2 protein-coding genes are annotated in these 18,759 nt (G+C 76.6%); both read right to left on the bottom strand.

All coding sequences use genetic code 11. From position 1 onward, the window contains the following. Positions 1 to 53: 53 nt before the first annotated feature. Positions 54 to 3,524, bottom strand: coding sequence for an amino acid adenylation domain-containing protein (locus tag ACFVVO_RS05865; RefSeq protein WP_390052034.1), 3,471 nt, complete (start codon positions 3,522 to 3,524; stop codon positions 54 to 56). Next, positions 3,521 to 18,661, bottom strand: coding sequence for an SDR family NAD(P)-dependent oxidoreductase (locus tag ACFVVO_RS05870; RefSeq protein ID WP_390052036.1), 15,141 nt, complete (start codon positions 18,659 to 18,661; stop codon positions 3,521 to 3,523). The genes ACFVVO_RS05865 and ACFVVO_RS05870 overlap by 4 nt, the downstream gene beginning before the upstream one ends. Positions 18,662 to 18,759 lie beyond the last annotated feature (98 nt).

Here is an 18,759-nt window from a genome sequence, read left to right on the forward strand (position 1 = left end):
TGTCGGATACGGCTGTGCGGTGTGTGTGGTCGGTGCGGTGCGGTGGCCGGTCGTCACGGGCGCTGCCTCCGGTCGCGGCGCCGGGTCAGCGCGCCGACGTCGCGGGAGCGCCGGGGCCGGCGCGCGGCGGGCCCGGTGTCCTCGCCGGCGTGTGCGGCCATGGCCCGTACGGTCGGATGGCCGAACATGTCGAGGCGGGTGACCCGCAGGCCGAGCCGCTCCCGCAGGGCGGCGACCACGGAGGTCAGGCGCAGTGAGTCGCCGCCAGCGTCGAAGAAGTTGTCCTCCGCGCCGACCTCCTCCAGGCCCAGCACCTCGCACCAGATGCCGGCGATGCGGCGTTCCAGGTCGGTGCGGGCGGCGGCCCCGCCCCCGGCGACGCGGGTGCCGCCCGGCCGGGGCAGCGCTCCCCGGTCCACCTTGCCGTTCGGGGTGAGGGGCAGCTCCGGGAGGGCGACGACGGCGGCCGGGACCATGTAGGCGGGCAGGACCTCGCGCAGGCCGGCGCGCAGCGCGTCCGGGGCCGGGGCGCCGGGCCCGGTGACGTAGGCGACCAGACGGCGCTCGCCCGGCCGGTCCTCGCGCACCACGGCGACGGCGGCGGTGACCCCCTCGGCGCGCCGCAGCGCGGACTCCACCTCGCCGAGTTCGACGCGGTAGCCGTTGAGCTTGACCTGGCCGTCGATGCGCTCCAGGTACTCCAGGCGGCCGTCGGGCAGGTGCCGCACCAGGTCGCCGGTGCGGTAGGCCCGGCCGGTGCCGCCGTCGGGTGCGGTCACGAAGCGTTCGGCGGTCAGCTCCGGGCGGCCGAGGTAGCCGTCGGCGACGCCGTCGCCGGACAGGTACAGCTCGCCCGGGACACCGGGCGGGACCGGGACGCCGCGCTCGTCGAGGACGTGGCAGCGGGTGTTGCCGATGGGGCGGCCGATGGTGACCTGCTCGCCGGGGCGCACCCGGTCGACGGTGGACCAGATGGTCGTCTCGGTCGGCCCGTACATGTTGTACAGGGCGCCGACGAGCGGCGCGAGGCGGTCGGCGAGTTCGCCGGGCAGTGGCTCGCCGCCGCACAGGGCACGCAGGGTCGGGTCGCCCCGCCAGCCGGCGGTCAGCAGCATCTGCCAGGTGGTCGGGGTGGCCTGCAGGACGGTGGGCGCCGACCGCTCCACGCGCTCGCGCAGGGCGAAGCCGTCGGCGGCGACGGCGGCGGACAGCACCTCCACGGTGCCGCCGCGCACCAGCGGCAGGTACAGCTCGAGGCCGGCGATGTCGAAGCAGACGGTGGTGAGGGCGAGCAGCGAGTCCGTGGAGCCGAAGCCGGGGGTGCGGGCCATGGTCCACAGGAAGTTGACCAGCGCCCGGTGCCCGACCTGGACGCCCTTGGGCGCCCCGGTGGAACCGGAGGTGTAGATGACGTAGGCGGGCGCGCCCGGCTCGGACCGGTCGAACGGTCCGCTCCCGTCCGCGCCGGGCGTGGTGCCGGCCAGGACCTCCGGCACGACGACGGGGGTGGCCGGGAAGGCGACGAGGGTGCCGCGCAGGGTTTCGTCGGTGAGGACGAGGCCGGCCCCCGAGTCGGTCAGCATGTGGCCGATGCGGGCGGCCGGGTAGATGGGGTCGATCGGCACGTAGGCGGCGCCGCTGCGCATCACCGCGAGCAGGCTGACCAGCAGCTCCGCCGAGCGCTCCAGAAGGACACCGACCACGGTCCCGGGGCCGGCGCCCAGCCCGGCCAGGTGCCGGGCCAGCCGGTCGGCCGCCGCGTCCAGTTCCGCGTAGGTCAGCTCGCGGTCCTCGAAGCGTACGGCGGTGACGTCCGGGGCGGCACAGGCGAGGTCGCCGATGAGCCGGCTGACGGTGCGCTCGCGCGGGTAGTCGGCTGCGGTGTCGTTCCAACGCCGCAGCACCAGCTCCCGCTCCTGGGGGTCCAGCAGTTCGACGGAGCCCAGCGGGCCTTCGGGTTCCCTCGCGGCACCGTCGAGGAAGAGCGCGAAGTGTGCTGTCAGCCAGCCTTCCTGACGCTCCGTCACTTCAGTGCCGCAGAAGCGCACCGAGCCGTCGGCGTCGATCCGGACGGTCAGCGGGCGGCGGGCGGGCCCGGCCGGTCCGTCGGACAGGACCACGGCGACGGGCAGCCCGGTGCGGGCGGCACCGGCCAGCTCTGGGTGGCGCAGCGCCACGTCACGGCGATATGGCGCGCGGGCCCGGATCCGGTCCAGTTCGGCGCCGACCCGGCCGGTGAGGTCGTCGAGGGTGTCCTCCAGCAGGCCGTGCGGGGCGCGCAACGGCACCTCGGTGGCCAGCAGCCCGGCCGCCGCGCCACCGGCGGGCGGGACGGACACGGCGACGTCCTGTTCGCCGCCCCGGGAGAGCCGGGCGAGGAAGGCCAGGACGGCGGCGAGCGCGACCCGCTCGGGCGCGGCGCCGTCGCGGGTGAGGGCCTCGGGCAGCGGAACGGGACCGGCCGGGCGGGCCTGCTCGGCCAGGCCGCCGAACCGGGGCGGCAGCATGGGCTCCAGCGACCGGAGCAGCCGCAGCCAGTGCCGCTCCTGCCGGTGCGCGGCGCGGGCGGCCTCGGCCAGCTCGGCCGCGGCGGCGTCGCCGAGGTGCGGGAAGCGGCCGTCGTGGTCGTCGGCCAGGATCGCGGCGAGCGCGACGGGGTCGAGCCGTTCGCCGGACAGGCCGGCGAGATCGGTGAGGCGCACGTCCCGGTCGCCGGTGGCCACGGTGAGGGCGTCGGAGCCCGAGCCGACGACCGTGCCGGGCGCGGCGGTGGAGGCCCGGCCGGTGACCTCCGCACCGCGTACGGCGACGAGTTCACCGCCGAGGGCGAGCAGCGCGGTGCCGAAGTCGTTGCGGCGGCGCCCGAACGACGTGGCCCGTACCAGCGCGTCCAGCTCGGCGGCGGGCTGGTGCCAGTCGAAGACACCGGCGCGCGGCAGTCCGTCGTAGCGGCCGTGGTAGGTCCGCAGGCCGAGGTCCTGCGGGGTACGGGTGACCGTCCCGGCGGCGAGCTCGTCGACCAGTTCGGCGAAGGACTCGATGCCCGCCTCGAAGCAGGCGACGTCCAGGTCGTGCGCGGTGGCGTCCTGGTCGACGGGCAGCGCGCGCCGCTTGAGCACGTCGCCGGTGTCCGCCTCGCGGTCCATCACGTGCCAGGTCACGCCGTGCTGCTTGTCGCCCTCGAGGATCGCCCAGCTCGTGGCGAACAGACCGGCGTGCCGGGGCAGCGGGCCGTCGTGGAAGTTCACCGGCAGCCCGGTCGGCAGCGCCAGCACCTCCTCGGGCAGCATCCGCAGGTTGGCGATGCTGAACAGGTGGTCGAAGCGCAGCGGTGCCAGCCGCTCGGCGAGGTCCGGGCCGAACCGCACGGCGGCCAGGCCCTCGCCCTCGGCCCAGGCGAGCAGCTCGGGCGACGGGGACACCACGGCGGCCACCGTGTGCCCGCGGGCCAGGAGCAGTCTCGTGCACTCGACGAGGAGGGTCTCCTCGCCGATCACGACGCAGCTGAACGGCTCGGCAGTCATCGTGCGTCTCCTTCGAACTTCCCGCGCTCCGCGAGCAGTACGGCCAGCAGCTCGTCCACGGCCGCGTCGGACAGGCCCTCGATCAGACGCCCGGCGTCGGCGGCCGGGTCGGGACCGGCGGGGGCGGTGGCGGGCCCGGGGACCGTGACAGGTCCGGGGGTGGCGGGCCCGGTGGGTGCCGGGACCGCTCGGGCCTCGGGAGCGGTCGGCTCCTCGGGCCGGATCGCGGCTTCGGGAGCCGGTTCGCCGACCGGCTCCGGGGCCGGTCCACCGGTCCGTTGCGGGGCCGGTCCACCGGTCCGTTGCGGGGCCGGTCCCGTGGTCGTCGTCGCCAGGCCGTGGAAGTGCTCGGCCAGGCGCCGGACGGTGATGCGCTCGAAGAGCAGCGTCGCCGGCTGGGGGCCGTACACGCCCTCCAGGGCCCGGGTCAGTTCCAGCACGACCAGCGAGTCCACTCCGTAGTTCTCGAAGGTGAGGTCCGGGTCGAGCTGGTCCGGGGCGAGCTCCAGCACCCGGGCGAACACCTCGGTCACCTTGCGGAGTTCGTCGTCGACGGCCGCGCGGTCACCGGCGGGAACGGCCGGGGTCCCGTCCGCGACGGGAGCGACCGGGGCGCCGGCGGCCCGGTGCGCGGCCTGGACCGCCGGGGGCCGGGACGCGGGCACCAGGCCGTCGCTGACGGCGGCGATGACGCTCTGGAAGGCCGGGCCGGCCTGCGTGGCCGGCGCCGCCGCGCCGATGTGGGTGAACCCGCAGACGGCGAGCGCGTCGCGCCACTGGCGCTCGCTCGCCAGCGGCGAGCGGGGCAGCCGCTGCTCGGGGTCGGCGAACAGCCACCAGCCGGGGGTGAGTCCGAAGACGAGCGCGAGCTGGTCCCGGGGCCGGGTGCCCTCGACCAGCAGCAGGGCCCCGTCCCGCCGCAGCAGCGCCTTGGCCCGCAGCAGCGTGTCGGTCAGGCGCTGCGTGGCGTGGAACACGTTGGTGCCGAGCACCACGTCGTACGCGCCGGGCTCGATGCCCTGGCCCTCGGCGTCCGCCTCGATGTCGAGCACTTCGAAACGGGCGAAGGGGTGGCCGGCGCCGAACCGGGTCCGGGCCTTGCGGACGAAGGCCGGGGAGACGTCGGTGAAGACGTACTCCACGGAACCGGCGTACGGCGCCAGCGCGGCCAGCACCGTCGCGGTGGTCCCGCCCGTGCCCGCGCCGACCTCCAGGATCCGCACCGTGCGGCCGGGCTCGGCGGCCCGGCGGGCGCGTACCCGATCGGTCACCAGCCGCGCCACCTCGGTGTTGCAGCGGTCGGTGACCGGGTCGCCCCGGTACACGGCGGCCACGCGCTCGGCGGAGCCGTCGGGGAAGAGGACGTCCATCGCGGAACGGCGGCCGGTGAGCACGTCGGGCAGTGCGGCCAGGCAGTCCCGCAGCAGCGAGCCGATGGGGGTGAGGGCCGGGTGCCGGTCCGTCAGGTCGTCGAGAGCGGCCACCAGGGCGGCCTCGTCCTCCACGGCGCGGTCCGTCGGACGCAGAGCGCCGTCGTCGTCGGCGCGCAGCACGCCCGAGGTCACCAGGATGGCGAGCTGGGCCTCGAACAGCGCCCGGTGTTCCGGTACGACACCCAGCCGGGCGGCGAGTTCCTCGTGTCCGGGCCCGTGGGCGCCGGGCGTGAACTGCTCGAACAGGCCGGCCCGGCGCAGTGCCGGGGCCAGCAACCGGTGCGCGAGATCCTCCAGCAGGTCGACCGCGCGCTGGTGCCCGGCCAGTTCGCCGTCGTCGGTGATGGTCCGGCCGGTGAAGCGGACCTCGGGCAGCGGGCCGGGCGTGCCGCCGGGCAGCCCGGGCAGCACGGTCAGGGTGCGGTCCGGGTCGATGCCCAGGTTGTCCAGGATGTGCCGCTCGGCGTCCAGCGCGAACACCTGCGGCAGGCCCGCCGCCAGCGCGCGCTCCACCACGGCCATACCGCGCTCGGCGGTCAGCGGACGGATGCCGGCGGCCTCGAACCGGCGCAGCACGCGCTCGCGTTCGGCGTCACCGCCCGCGTGCCAGTACCCGAGGTTCAGCACCCGCACCGGGAAGGGCAGCGTCCGCCCGGCGTGCGCGGCGTAGGCGTCGGCGAAGGTGCAGCCGGCCGCGTAACCCGCCTGGCCGTGGTTGCCCTCGAAGGCGACGCCGGAGGAGTAGAAGAGCACGAAGTCCAGCGGCTCCTCGCGCACCGCGTCCAGCACCGCGAAGGCGGTGTCCGTCTTGGACTCCACGGCGCGGCGCAGCTCCCGTTCGGACAGCTCGCGCAGCTCCCGGTTGACCAGCACCATCGCCGCGTTGAACACGCCGTGCAGGGCGCCGAACTCCTGCCGGGCCAGCCGGACGGCCTCGGCGAGCGCGGCCGGGTCGCCGGCGTCCAGGGCGAGGTGGCGCACCTCGGCCCCGTCCTTCTCCAGCTCGGCGATCACGCGCCGGCGCGTCTCGTCCAGCGGGGAGCGGCCGACCACGACCAGCTTCGCCCCGTAGGCGCGGGCGAGATGCCGGCAGGTGTCCCGGCCGACGGCACCGAGACCGCCGACGACGAGGTAGACACCGCCCTGCCGGAACGAGGGTGTGGCGCCGGGCAGTTCGACGCGCTCCAGGGTGCGGACCCGGCGCACACCGGCCCGGATCGACACCGGGGCCGGGCGGGCCGGGAACGGCTCGGCCACGATCGCCCGCGCGGTGTCCGCGGCCTCCGCGGAGCGCACGTCGACCAGCGCGACCCGCAGGTTCGGGTACTCCTTGGCCGCCACGGACGCCAGTCCCGCGAGGCCGGCGGCCCACGGGGCGGAGGCGTCGCCCGCCTCCAGCGGGTGCACGTCGGTGGTGACGACCTTCAGCCGCAGCGGCCGGTCGAGGACACCGTGCCGGTCCAGGGCCCGCACCAGGCGGTGCAGGGCGAGGACCGAGCGGTCCGTCAGGGCCCGCAGTTCACGCCGGCCGGCGGGCTCGCGGCCGGTGCCGGCACCCGTTTCGGGGCCGGTTCCGGTGCCGAGGAAGTAGACCAGGTCCGGCGTGGCCTCGCGCAGGGCGCGGTCCAGGCCGGCGTCGGTCAGACCGTCGGCGCCGATCCGCAGCCGCCGGACGTCCGCCCCGGTGTGGGCGGTGGCGAGGTCCGCGGCGAGGCCGGTGTCCGGACGCTCGGCTATCAGCAGCACGGTCCGGGCGGGTTCGGCCCGCCCGTCGGCGGGCCGGGCGGTCCACACGGGCCGGTGGACGACCACCGCCGGGTCCTTGGCCTGCCGGTAGGCCAGACCGGTGAACCGGACGCGCGGGGCGCCGGCGTCGTCGCAGAGCAGGACGTCGTAGCGGTCGGTGCCGGTCCGGCGGACGTACGACCAGCCGGTGACCGGGACCCGGCCGAGGACGTCGACGCGGTCGGCCGCGAAGGGCAGCATCGGCCTGCCCGGACCGGCGCGGTGGCGCGCCATCAGGGCGGCGACGGTGTGCAGGGCGGCGTCCAGCACGCCCGGGTGCAGGGCGTGGTCCGCGTCGCCGTCCACGGCGCCGATCCGGCCCAGTACCTCCTCGTCACCGGTCCAGACCTCGCGGACCCTGCGGAAGAACGGCCCGTACGGCAGGCCCTGGTCCGCCAGCAGACGGTAGAAGGCGTCCCCGTCGGGGCCCGCGTCGAGGCGGGCGCGCAGCTCCACCACGTCGAGCGCGGCCTGGGCGTCCTGGGCGACGCCGACCCGGCCACGGGACCGTACGGTGCCGTCGGGGCCGCGCACCTCGTACCCGTCGCCGTCCAGGGCCACGGACACGTCGCCGCCGGGACCGGACAGGGCCAGCGGGGCCACCCAGCGCACGTCCGTCAGGGCCCGGCCGGTCAGTGCGCCGTGCGCCTCGGCGACGAGGTCGAGGTGGCCGGTGCCCGGCAGAATGGGCCGGCCGCCGACGACGTGGTCGCGCAGCACGGGCTCGGCCGCCGCGAGCCGCCGCCGCCACTCGCGGGGCGCGGCGGGGGCGGGTGCCGGTGCGGCCGGTGCCGCGTGCGTGGGGACGCGCGGGGCGGGGACGCGCGGGGCGGGCACCTGGGCCTGGGCGGGGGCCGCCGGGCCGGGCCGGGGCGCTGCGGCCGGTGTGGCGGGGCCGGTGTCCAGCCAGTGCCGTACGCGCTCGAACGGGTAGGTCGGCAGCGGCACCCGGCGGCGTGTGCCGGGGCGCATCCGGTCGACCAGGTCCCAGTCGACGGTGACACCGGACACCCACAGCCGGGCCAGCAGATCGTCTCCCCCGGCGCCGATCTGGGCGGCGAGGAAGTCGTCGCCGCCGACGGCCTCGGTCAGCAGGCCGGCCAGCGCCGGATGCTGCTCGACCCGGCCGCGGTGCAGCCTCTGGTCGTCCTCACCGCGCCCGAAGGCGGTGAGCGCGGCCGCCGCGTCGGCGAGGTCGGCGGCGACGAACGCCAGCCGCTCGGCGAGGGGTTCGCGGCCGGTACGCAGGGTGTGCGAGACGTCGGCGAGGCGCGGCGCGGCCGGGTCGGCCTGCGCGGCGGCGCCGAGGGCCTGGCCCATCCCGGCCGCGTAGGCGCGCAGCCGGGTCTCGTCGCGGGCGGAGAGCACGATCAGGCCGGGCGTCTCGGGTCCGGGGTCGGCGGGTTCGGGTGCGAGGTACTCCTCGACGACGACGTGGGCGTTGGTGCCGCCCGCGCCGAAGGAGCTGACGGCGGCGCGGCGCGGCAGCGGGCGGCCGTCGGCGTCGTGCGGCCGGGGCCAGGGCTTCGTCTCGCGCTGCACGGTGAACGGCGAGCGGGTGAAGTCGATGACGGGGTTGGTCTCCTCGGCGTGCAGCGTGGGCAGCAGGGTGCCGTTGCGGAGCTGGAGCACGGCCTTGGTGAGCCCGGCGATGCCCGCGGCCCCCTCCAGGTGGCCGATGGCGGACTTCACCGAGCCGAGCGCGCAGAAACCGGTGTCGCCGGTGTCCCGGGCGAAGGCCTGCGCGAGCGCGGTGTGCTCGATCGGGTCGCCGAGGGCGGTGCCGGTGCCGTGGGCCTCGACGCAGCCGATGGTCCGCGCGTCGATGCCGGCGGCGGCCAGCGCCTGTTCGATCAGGGCCTGCTGGGCCTGTGGGTTGGGCACGGTGAAGCCGCTGGTGCGGCCGCCGTGGTTGACGGCGGTGGCGCGGATCACGGCGTGCACGGTGTCGCCGTCGCGCACGGCGTCCGACAGCGGCTTGAGCAGCACCGCGCCGACTCCCTCGCCGGGCACGTAGCCGCTGCCGCCGGCCCCGAAGGCACGGCACCGGCCGTCGGTGGACAGCATCGTCCGGTGGCTGAGGTGGACGTACTTGTCGGGGTGGACGGAGACGTTCACCCCGCCCGCGAGGGCGTACGAGCACTCGCCGCGGCGGATGCTCTCGCAGGCCTGGTGGACGGCGACGAGGGACGCCGAGCAGGCGGTGTCCACGACCACGCTGGGTCCGCGGAAGTCGCCGAAGTAGGAGACCTGGTTGGCGATGGAGGCGCGGTTGGCGAGGACCACCTGGTGGTTGCCGCGCGCCGATTCGGTGGCGGCGAGGACGGCGTAGTCGTCCCACATCACGCCGACGAACACGCCGACGTCGTGGCCCTGGCCGCCGAAGCGGGGCGCGGGGATGCGGGAGGGCGGGTAGCCGGCGTTCTCCAGCGCGGACCAGGCCGTCTCCAGGAACAGCCGTTCCTGCGGGTCCATGGTGCGGGCCTGCTTGGGCGAGATGCGGAAGAACAGCGAGTCGAAGCTGTCGACGTCGTCCAGGAAGCCGCCCCAGCGGCCGTAGCTGCGGCCGGGTGCGGCGGGGTCCGGGTCGAACAGGGCGTCGGCGTCCCAGCGGTCGGCCGGTACCTCGGTGACGCAGTCGCGTCCCTCGGCGAGGTTGCGCCAGAACTCGTCCAGGTCGCGGGCCTCGGGGTAACGGCCGCTGATGCCGATGACGGCGATCGGCTCGTCCCCGGCCGGTGCGGGCCGGGGCGGCTCCGGCCGGGTCACCGGCGCCGGGGCGGGCGCGGTGACGGGCGGCGCGGTCGTGGTGCCGGCGGTGTCGGCCGGGAAGAGGCGGGTCACTGCGTCGGCGTGTTCGGCCAGGACGTGGTCGGCCAGCTCGTCGACGGTGCGGCACTCGAAGAACACGGTGCCGCGCAGGCCGGGGAAGTCCTTTCCGAGCAGGGAGTTGGACTCCATGACGAGCACCGAGTCCATGCCGTAGTCGTCGAGCGGGATCCGGCTGTCGAGCCGTCCCACGGGCAGCTTCAGCACTCCGGCCAGGGCGGTGCGCAGATGCTCCACCAGCCGGGCCCGCACGCGGTCGTCCGCGGCGGGTCGAGCCGGTGCGGCCGGTGCGGCCGGTGTGTCGGCGGCGGGTGCGGCAGGCGGGTTCGCGGCGGGTGCGGCAGGGGTGCCGCCGGCCGGTGGCGTCGTGGTGGTGCCGGTGAGGGCCGTGTCGACGGCGGCCGCCTCGCCCCAGGCGGGGACCAGCCACGCGGTGCCGGCGCCGAGGGCGCTGTCGAGCAGGGCGACGCCCTGCTCGGCGTCGAGCGGCCGCATGCCGGTGCGGCGGGTGTAGGCGGCCAGTTCCTGTTCCCGGACCAGCCCGTCGACCCCTCCGACGGCCCACAGCGGCCAGGCAAGGGACAGGCTGCGGCCGTGCCGCAGGCCCTGCCGCGTCCAGTCGTCGCGCCGGGCCGTGTACAGGTCGGCGAACCGGTTGGCCGTGGCGTAGCTGGCCGCGCCGAAGTCCCCGATGACGGAGGAGACGGAGGAGAACACCACGAAGCAGTCGAGGTCGTCGTCGCGGGTGAGCCGGTCGAGGTGGACCAGGCCGTGGGTCTTGACCGCGAGCACCCGGGTGAACCGCTCCCGGTCGCCGGGGTCGGCGCGGCCCTCGTCGGCGACGCCGGCCAGGTGGAACACACCGTGCAGGGCGCCGAAGCGGTCGCGGGCGGTGGCCAGGGCGGCGGCCAGTTCGTCGGGGCGGGCCACGTCGGCGCGCGGGGCGAGCACCTCGGCACCGAGCCCGGTGAGCGTGCGGTGCCAGTCGCGCGCGGTGTCGTCCGGCTCGGAACGGCCGATCAGCACCAGTCTGGCCGCGCGGGTGCGGGCCAGATGCTCGGCGAGGACGCGGCCGATGGCTCCGCCGCCGCCGGTGACGACGTAGACGCCGCCGTCGCGCAGCGGTGCCGCGGTGGCGCCGGACGGCCGCACCGGCCGCAGGGCGCGGACCTGCCGGGCGCCGTTCGCCGTGCGGCGCGCCTCCAGCCCGGCCGCGCGGGGCACGGCGCGGAGTTCGGCGGCCACGGCCTCGGCGGTCGCGTCGGCGGCGAGGGCCGGAGCGACACCCAGGGTGAGCAGTTCCAGGCGGGGCGCGGTGGGCGCCGTGGACCGGGCGAACCCGGCCAGGGCGGCCCACTCCGGCCGGTCGTGGCCGCCCTCCTGGGGGTGGACGACGAGCAGACGCACACGGCCGGGCAGGGCGTCGGACCCGGCGGCTCCGAGCACCTGGAGCACCGTGCCGCAGACCCGGTCGAGCCGGCCGGCGGGGTCCCCCGCGTCCGGCGCCGGGGCGGGGGCGGTCAGGCCCCCGACGAAGGCGAGGTCCAGGCCGTCGGGGTGCGCGAGCCCGGCGAGGGCGTCGGCGAGGGCGCCGGGGTCCTCGGGGACGTTCACCACGCGGCGCCACACTCCGGTGGCGGCGAGGGCCGCCTCCAGTTCGGGGTGCCGGCCGAGGACGGCGAGGGTGTCGGCCGCATCCCCCTGCGCGGGTTCGGCGGCGGCCTGCCAGCGGGGTTCGTAGAGGCGCGCCTCACCGCCGGCGGGGGCGGTGGTACCCGGGGCGGGCGCGGCCTCGGGCTCCTCGGGCCTCGTGGTCCCGGATGCGGTGGCGGGCGCCGGGGTGCGGCCCGCGAAGTCACGGAGTTCGGCGAGGACGCGGCCCTGCTCGTCGTAGACGGTCAGGTCGAAGCGGCGGACGCCGGCCGTCTCCCCCGTCCGCCGGGCGTGGGCGAGGCACACCGGCGGCAGCGGCGCGTGCACGTCGAGCGCGCCGAGGCTGAAGGGCACCGCGAGTTCGCCCGCGCGGGGCGCGGTGGTGCGGCCGGCCCAGTGGCAGGCCCGCAGGGCGCCGTCGAGCAGCGCGGGGGGCACCTCGGTGACCGGGCCGCCGTCGCCGGCGTCGAGCCGGACCAGGGCCTCGCCGGACCCGGCGCGGATCTCGTCGATGACCTGGAAGGAGGGGCCGTAGCCGAACCCGGCGGCCGTGTAGTCGGCGTAGGCGCCGGCCCGGTCGCGCAGGACGGGCAGCCGGGCGCGCAGCGCGTCGAGGTCCTCCGGTGCGGCGGGCGCGGCGGCCGGAGCCGGGACGGCGCGGCCCCGGGCGTGGGTGGTGCGTTCGCCGCCGGTGTCGCCGTACACCTCGAAGAGCAGGGCGTCGCCGTCCGGCCGGAAGGAGACGTACAGCGTCCGCTCGGCCTCCGCGACCTCCACGGCGCGGCCCCACACCACCTCGCGCAGGGCGTGCCGGACGCCGGGCCGGGCGAGGTGGGCGGCGGCGCGGACGAACTCCAGCGTCGCGGCGCCGGCGAGCATGCGCCGGCCCTCGATGACGTGGTCGCGCAGCAGCGGGTCGCCGGAGCGCAGGGTCTTGGCGAAGCGGACCTCGTCGACGGTCGACTCGTTGGCGTCGACCAGGGGGTGCGGCGCGGACGTGCCGAGGTCCGGGTCGAGCGGGATCCAGTAGCGCTCGGGGGCGAACGGGTAGAGCGGTGCGCGGGTCCGGCGCGGGGCGGGGCCCGGGCGGCCGGCGTGCCAGGCCCGCCAGTCGACGTCGGCGCCGGTCAGCCAGCGGCGGGCCAGCTCACCGAGCGGGCCGTCGTCGGTGATCCCGGGCTCGGATTCTCCCCGGGCGCAGCGGCGCAGCGCGGCGGCGATGGTGGCACCGTCGGTGGCGACGACGGCGAAGCGGGCGTCCATGGCCTCGCGGCCGGTCTGGCTGGTGAAGCACAGGTCGGCGAGCGGCACCCGCTCCGTCTCCAGGAAGCGGGCGGCGCGTTCGGCGTGGGCGCGCAGCCGCTCCCCGTCCCGGGCGGACAGGACGAAGGCCACCGGCTCGCCGGTGTGCTGCCGCGCGGCGGGGACGTCGGCCGGCGGCTCGGGGCGGGGCGACTCCTCCAGGACCAGGTGGGCGTTGGAACCGCCGGCGCCGAAGGAGCTGAGGCCGGCGCGGCGCGGGGTGTCCCCGCCGGGCCAGTCGGCCAGGGCGCGTTGGACGCGGAACGGGGAGCGGTCGAAGTCGATGTTCGGGTTCAACTCCTCCGCGTGCAGCGAGGGCACCAGCGTGCGGTGGGTGAACTGGAGCAGCACCTTGGTGAGTCCGGCCATGCCGGCGGCGGACTCCAGGTGGCCCACGTTGGACTTGACCGAGCCGATCGGCCAGGTGCCGGGCCCGGCCTCGGCGGTGCGGTACGCCTGGCCGAGTCCGGTCAGCTCGATCGGGTCGCCGAGCGCGGTGCCGGTGCCGTGGGCCTCGACGTAGCCGATGCCGGCCGGGGAGACGCCGGCCCGCGCCATGGCCGCGGTGACGGCGCGCTGCTGGGCGTGCGGGCTGGGCACGGTGTAGCCGTTGGTCCTGGCGCCGTGGTTGACGGCACTGCCGAGGATGAGGCCGTGGATGCGGTCGCCGTCCGCCAGGGCGCGCCGGTACGGCTTGAGCAGGACGGCGCCGACGCCCTCGCCGGGCACGTAGCCGTCGCCGCCGGCGCCGAAGGCGCGGCAGCGGCCGTCGGAGGACAGGAAGCGGCCCTGGCTCAGGAAGGCGTACTTGTAGGGGTGGACGGAGACGTTGACGCCACCGGCCAGGGCCAGTTCGCTCTCGCCCCGGCGCAGACTCTCGCAGGCCAGGTGGATCGCGGTCAGCGAGGAGGAGCACATGGTGTCCAGCGCCATGCTCGGACCGGAGAGGTTCAGGGCGTGGCTGACCCGGTTGGCGATGGTCGCGAACGACGAGCCGGTCAGCGGGCGGCCGCCGCGCAGCGCGTCGAGGGCGCCGTGGAACTGGTACTCGCCGTACATCACGCCGACGTAAACGCCGACCGGACGGCCCGCCAGGTCGGCGCGGCGGTAACCGGCGTCCTCCATGACGTGCCAGGCGTTCTGCAGGAACAGCCGTTCCTGGGGGTCCATCAGCTCCGCCTGGCGCGGGGAGATGCCGAAGAACAGCGGGTCGAAGCGGTCGACGTCGCGCAGGAACCCGCCCCAGCGGGTGTGGGCGCGGCCGGGTGTGGCCGGGTCCGGGTCGTACCAGCGGGTGTGGTCCCAGCGGTCGGCGGGGATCTCGCTCACGCAGTCGCGGGCCCGCACCAGGTTGGCCCAGAACTCCTCGATGTCGTCCGCCATGGGGTAGCGGCCGGCGATGCCGATGACCGCGATGGCGTCGTCGTCCTCCGCCGACGAGGGGGCGGCGGGCCGGACGCCGGGTGCGGTGCGGGCCGTACGGGCCGTACGGGAGGAGCGCGGCGTCGCGGTGGCCGGGGAGGCGGCAGGCGACGACGCGGCGGCGGCCCCGCCGGTCTCCTCGGCCCCGGCGGTGCCGCGCAGTTCGGCGCTGTGGTGCTCGGCGAAGTAGCCGGCGAGTTCGCCGAGGGTCGCGTACTCGAAGAAGAGGGTCTTGGACAGTCGCTCGAAGTGCCTGTCGAGTTCGCGGTTGAGCTTGGTGATCGTCAGTGAGTCGATGCCATGGCGCTCGAACGGGTCGTCCTCACCCAGTTCGGCCGGGTCCAGGCCCGTCTCGGCGGCGATCAGGGTCCGCAGCAGCGTCACGGCAAGGGCGCGCGGCTCCTCGCCGCCCGGGGCGCCGGCCGCTTCGGCGGGGGCCGGGACACGGCCGGCGGGGGCGCGTCCCGACAGCGTGCCGTCGATCTTCCCCGGGTCGCCGTGAGCCGCGACGAACGCGCCGGGCACGCCGAGGACCCGCTCGAACAGGGCGAGGCCCGTGTCGGTGGGCAGGACGCCGAAGCCGGTGCGGGCGGCGATGTCCGCGGCGGCCTCGGCGGTCTGCCGCATGCCGCCGTCGGCCCACATGGGCCAGGCGACCGAGGTGATCCGCGGGTGGCGCTCGGCGTAGGCGTCCAGGTAGGCGTTGGCGTACGCGTAGTCGGTCTGGCCCGCGCTGCCGACGTGGGCGGCGATCGAGGAGAAGGCGACGAAGAAGTCCAGCGGGTCGTCGGCGGTGGCGGCGTCGAGCGCGCGCACTCCGCTCACCTTGGGCGCGAGAACGGCGGCGAAGTCGTCGGCGGCCTTGGTCAGGGCGAAGCCGTCGCGCAGCACGCCGGCCGCGTGGACGACGCCGGCGATGGGGCCCATCTCCGTGCGTATCGCCGCCAGTTGGCGGTCCACCGCCGCCGGGTCCGAGACGTCCGCGGTGCGGTAGGACAGGCGTTCACCGAGTGCGGCGGGCGGCTGCTCGCCGCGTCCGAGCAGCACCACGCGGGCGTCGGCGCGGCCGAGGATCCAGTCCGCGACGGCACGGCCGAGTCCGCCCGCGCCGCCCGAGACGACGTACACACCGCCGTCGCGGACGGCGACGGGTTCGGCGGCCGGGGCCGGCGCGGGCCGGGGCACGCGGCGGCCGCCGGTGGTGTGGGCCACCTCGGCGTCGCGGCCGTCACCGGCCAGTTCGGCCGCGAGCGCGGCCGTCTCGTCGACGCCCTCGGCGAGTCCGACGGCCTGGACGGCGAGCAGCGGGTTCTCGGCCCGTACGGTCCGGGCGAAGGCGCCCAGAGCGGCGCGCTCGGGCCGTGCGCCGTCGGCCTCGTGACGGTGCAGCAGCAGGACGCGCACGGGCGTGGTGGGCCGGGTCCGCAGCAGCCGCTGGACCAGCCCCAGCGCCTCCTCGGCGGTCGGCTCGTCCACCAGCAGCACGTCCGGTGCGGCCGCCGGGCCGGCCTCCTCCTCCAGGCCGATCACGGCGTCCAGCCCGGCCCCGGCGTCCCGTGCGGCCCCGGTCTCCGGCGCGGTCACCTCGCCGACGCCGCAGGCGGTCAGGGCGGCGGTGAGCCGCTCGCGGCGGCCCGCGGTCGCGGCGAGGACGACGCCGGTGGCGCCGGCCGGGGTGTCGTCGGGCTCGGCGGGCGCGTCGGTCCAGCGGCGTACCAGCAGGGCCGGCTCGCTCGGTTCGCCGGACCCGCCCACGGCCGCCTCGCCCGTTCCGCCGAGCACCCGTACGGCCAGGTCGGTCAGCCGGGCGAGGACGGTGCCGTGTTCGTCGGTCAGGGTCAGGTCGGCGCGGGCCGACCGCTCGCCCAGCCGGTGGGTGGCGACCAGCGCCCGGCAGGCGCCGGCGACCGGGGCGTGCACGGTCAGCCCGGCGAGGGCCAGCGGCAGGAACCCCTCGGCGGTGTCACCGTAGGAGCGGGCGAGGAGCAGCACCAGGGCGTGCAGGGCGCCGTCGAGGAGCGCGGGGTTGAGGACCGCGCCGTCGAGCGTGGCGCCGTCTGGCAGTTCGAGGGTGGCCAGGGCCTCCCCCTCGCCCAGCCGGACCCCGGTGAGGGCGCGCATCCGGGGGCCGTAGTCGAGGCCGAGGCGGCGCAGCGTGTCGTAGCACTCCGGGTGCCGAAGCGTCTCGGTGCAGCGGGCGGCCGCCGCCGCGAGGTCGACCGGGGCGGGCCGTTCGGCCGGGCCCGGCTCGATGCCGCCGGCCGCGTACACGGTGTCGTCACCGGTGATCTCGAATCCGGCGCCGTCGTCCTCGCGCCAGAGCGAGACCAGCGAGGTGCGCGGCCCGGTGGCGTGGCTCAGCAGGCGCTCGAAGGAGACGTCGTGCAGGGAGACGGCCGTGCCGAGGGACAACTCGCCGGCCGCGCGGGCGAGTTCCAGGTGCGCGGCGGCGGGCATGACGGGTTCGCCCTGCACCCGGTGGTCGGCGAGGTAGAACTCCTCGCCGGTCCGGGTGGTGCGGTAGGCGAGGGTGTCGAGGGTGGAGACGTTCTCGTCGAGCAGGGGGTGCGGGCCCGGTGCGGCGAGCTGCGGGGCGGTGGCCTTGTCCGGTCCGGTCAGCCAGCAGCGGCGGCCCTCGAACGGGTAGGTGGGCAGCGGCACCCGGCCGCGCTCCTCGCCCGCGAACCAGCCGGCCCAGTCGACCTCGGCCCCGGCCTGCCAGGCACGGGCCACCGCGCCCCACGGCCCGTCGGCGACGCCGAGGGCGGCGCCGCGCACCTCGTCCGCCGCGCCGCGCAGCGCGATCCGGTCGCGGCCGGGGGCGGGGCGGGGCGCCTCGGTGCCGGGGCGGCCGAGAGCGGCCAGGGCCTCGGCGGGTGTCAGCGCGCCGGTGACGCACGCGGCGACGCGGGCGGCGAGTCCGTCGCCGTGGACGGCTACGGGCCGCAGCCCGAGGTCCAGCCACAGCCTGCCGAGCGCGTACTGCACGGCGAAGGCCGAGCCGGGGGCACCGTGGTCGAGCGCGCCGGCGGCCACGGCCGCCGCGTGGTGCCCGGCGAAGGCGGGTTCCGCGGCGCACCACCGCTCGGCCAGCCCGGCCGCGTCGGGCACCTCCTCGGCGAAGACGAAGGACACCTCGCCGGTGGCCGGCCGCTCGGGCACCTCGGCGCGGCGGAGCGCGTCGGCGAGGGCGGCGCGGTCGGCGCCGGTGACGGCGAGCCGGTACTCATGGGTGCGGCGCCCGACCGCCAGGGTGTAGGCGACGTCGGCGAGCGCGGCCCGGTCGTCGCGCTCGAGGTGGGCGGCCAGGTCGCCGGCCGCCGTGCGCAGCGCGCTCGGGGTACGGGCCGAGACCACCAGGACCTGCTGCGGGCGGGAGCCACCGGCGGCGGGCGCGGGCGGCGCCTCCTGGAGTACGGCGTGCGCGTTGGTGCCGCCGATGCCGAAGGAGCTGACGCCCGCGCGCAGCGGCCCGTCCCCGGTCCACGGGGTGGTGGCGGTGCTGACCTTGAAGGGGCTCGCGGCGAAGTCGACGGCCGGGTTGGGCGTGCGGTGGTTGATGGTCGGCACCAGGGTGCGGTGCTTCATCATCAGCGCCGTCTTGATGACGCCGGCGACGCCCGCGGCGGCGTCCAGGTGGCCGACGTTGGACTTCACCGACCCGATCGCGCAGAAGCCGGTGTCGGCGGTGGCCTCGCGAAAGGCCTTGGTGAGGGCGGAGACCTCGACGGGGTCGCCGAGCCGGGTCGCGGTGCCGTGGGCCTCGACGTAGCCGATGGAGCGCGGGTCGACGCCGGAGACGGTGTGCGCCTCGCGGATGACGGCACTCTGCCCGGCGGCGCCGGGGGCGGCGAAACTGACCTTGCCGCTGCCGTCGTTGTTGGTGGCCGTGCCCTTGATGACGGCGTGGATGGTGTCCCGGTCGGCGAGGGCGTCCCGCAGCGGCTTCAGGACGACGACGCCCACACCGTTGCCGAGGACGGTGCCGCCGGCGTCCGCGTCGAAGGCGCGCACGTGCCCGTCCCGGGACAGGATGGCGCCTTCCTCGTACAGGTAGCCCTTGACCTGCGGCAGTTTGACGGTGACACCACCGGCCAGGGCCATGTCGCACTCGCCGTTGATCAGGCCCTGGCAGGCCAGGTGAAGGGCGACGAGCGAGGTGGAGCAGGCGGTCTGCACGGTGTAGCTCGGGCCCTTGAGGTCGAGCTTGTACGACAGCCGGGTGGCCAGGTAGTCCTTGTCGTTGCCGACCATCACCGCGAAGTGGCTGGAGGTGGTGGTCTGGTCGACGTGCGGCAGGACGTGCTGCTGGAGGTAGGTGTTGATGGCGGCGCCGGCGTAGACGCTGATCAGCCCGTCGAAGCGGGCCGGGTCGTAGCCGGCGTGCTCGAGGGCCGCGTGCCCGGTCTGCAGCATGATGCGGTGCTGCGGGTCGGTCATGGCTGCCTCGGCCGGGGTGAACTCGAAGTACCCGGTGTCGAACAGGTCGACGTCGGGGATGACGCCGTGCGCCGGGACGTAGGCGGGGTCCGTGAGCAGCCGGGAGGGCACGCCCGCCGCCGCCAGTTCCTCGGGGCTGAACCGGGTGATGCCCTCGCGGCCCTCGCGCAGGAGGTGCCAGAAGGAGTCCAGGTCGTCGGCGCCGGGGAAACGCCCGGCCATGCCGATGATCGCCACATCCGTCTCGGCCGCCTGGACCTCGGGGCTGCTCACTGGGCCAACTCTTCCTTTTCGTACGGCTGTCCGGGTGCGGACGGCCGGTTGCCGGCTGTGCGGGGATGGGGGCGGGTGCCCGTCGGGGGTGCCGGGGC

This window comes from Streptomyces sp. NPDC058145, from assembly GCF_042884245.1.
Lineage (GTDB): Bacteria > Actinomycetota > Actinomycetes > Streptomycetales > Streptomycetaceae > Streptomyces.

Coding starts and splice junctions, on each gene's coding strand:
- ACFVVO_RS05865 (WP_390052034.1), bottom strand. CDS start 3,524: ATGACTGCCGAGCCGTTCAGCTGCGTCGTGATCGGCGAGGAGACCCTC.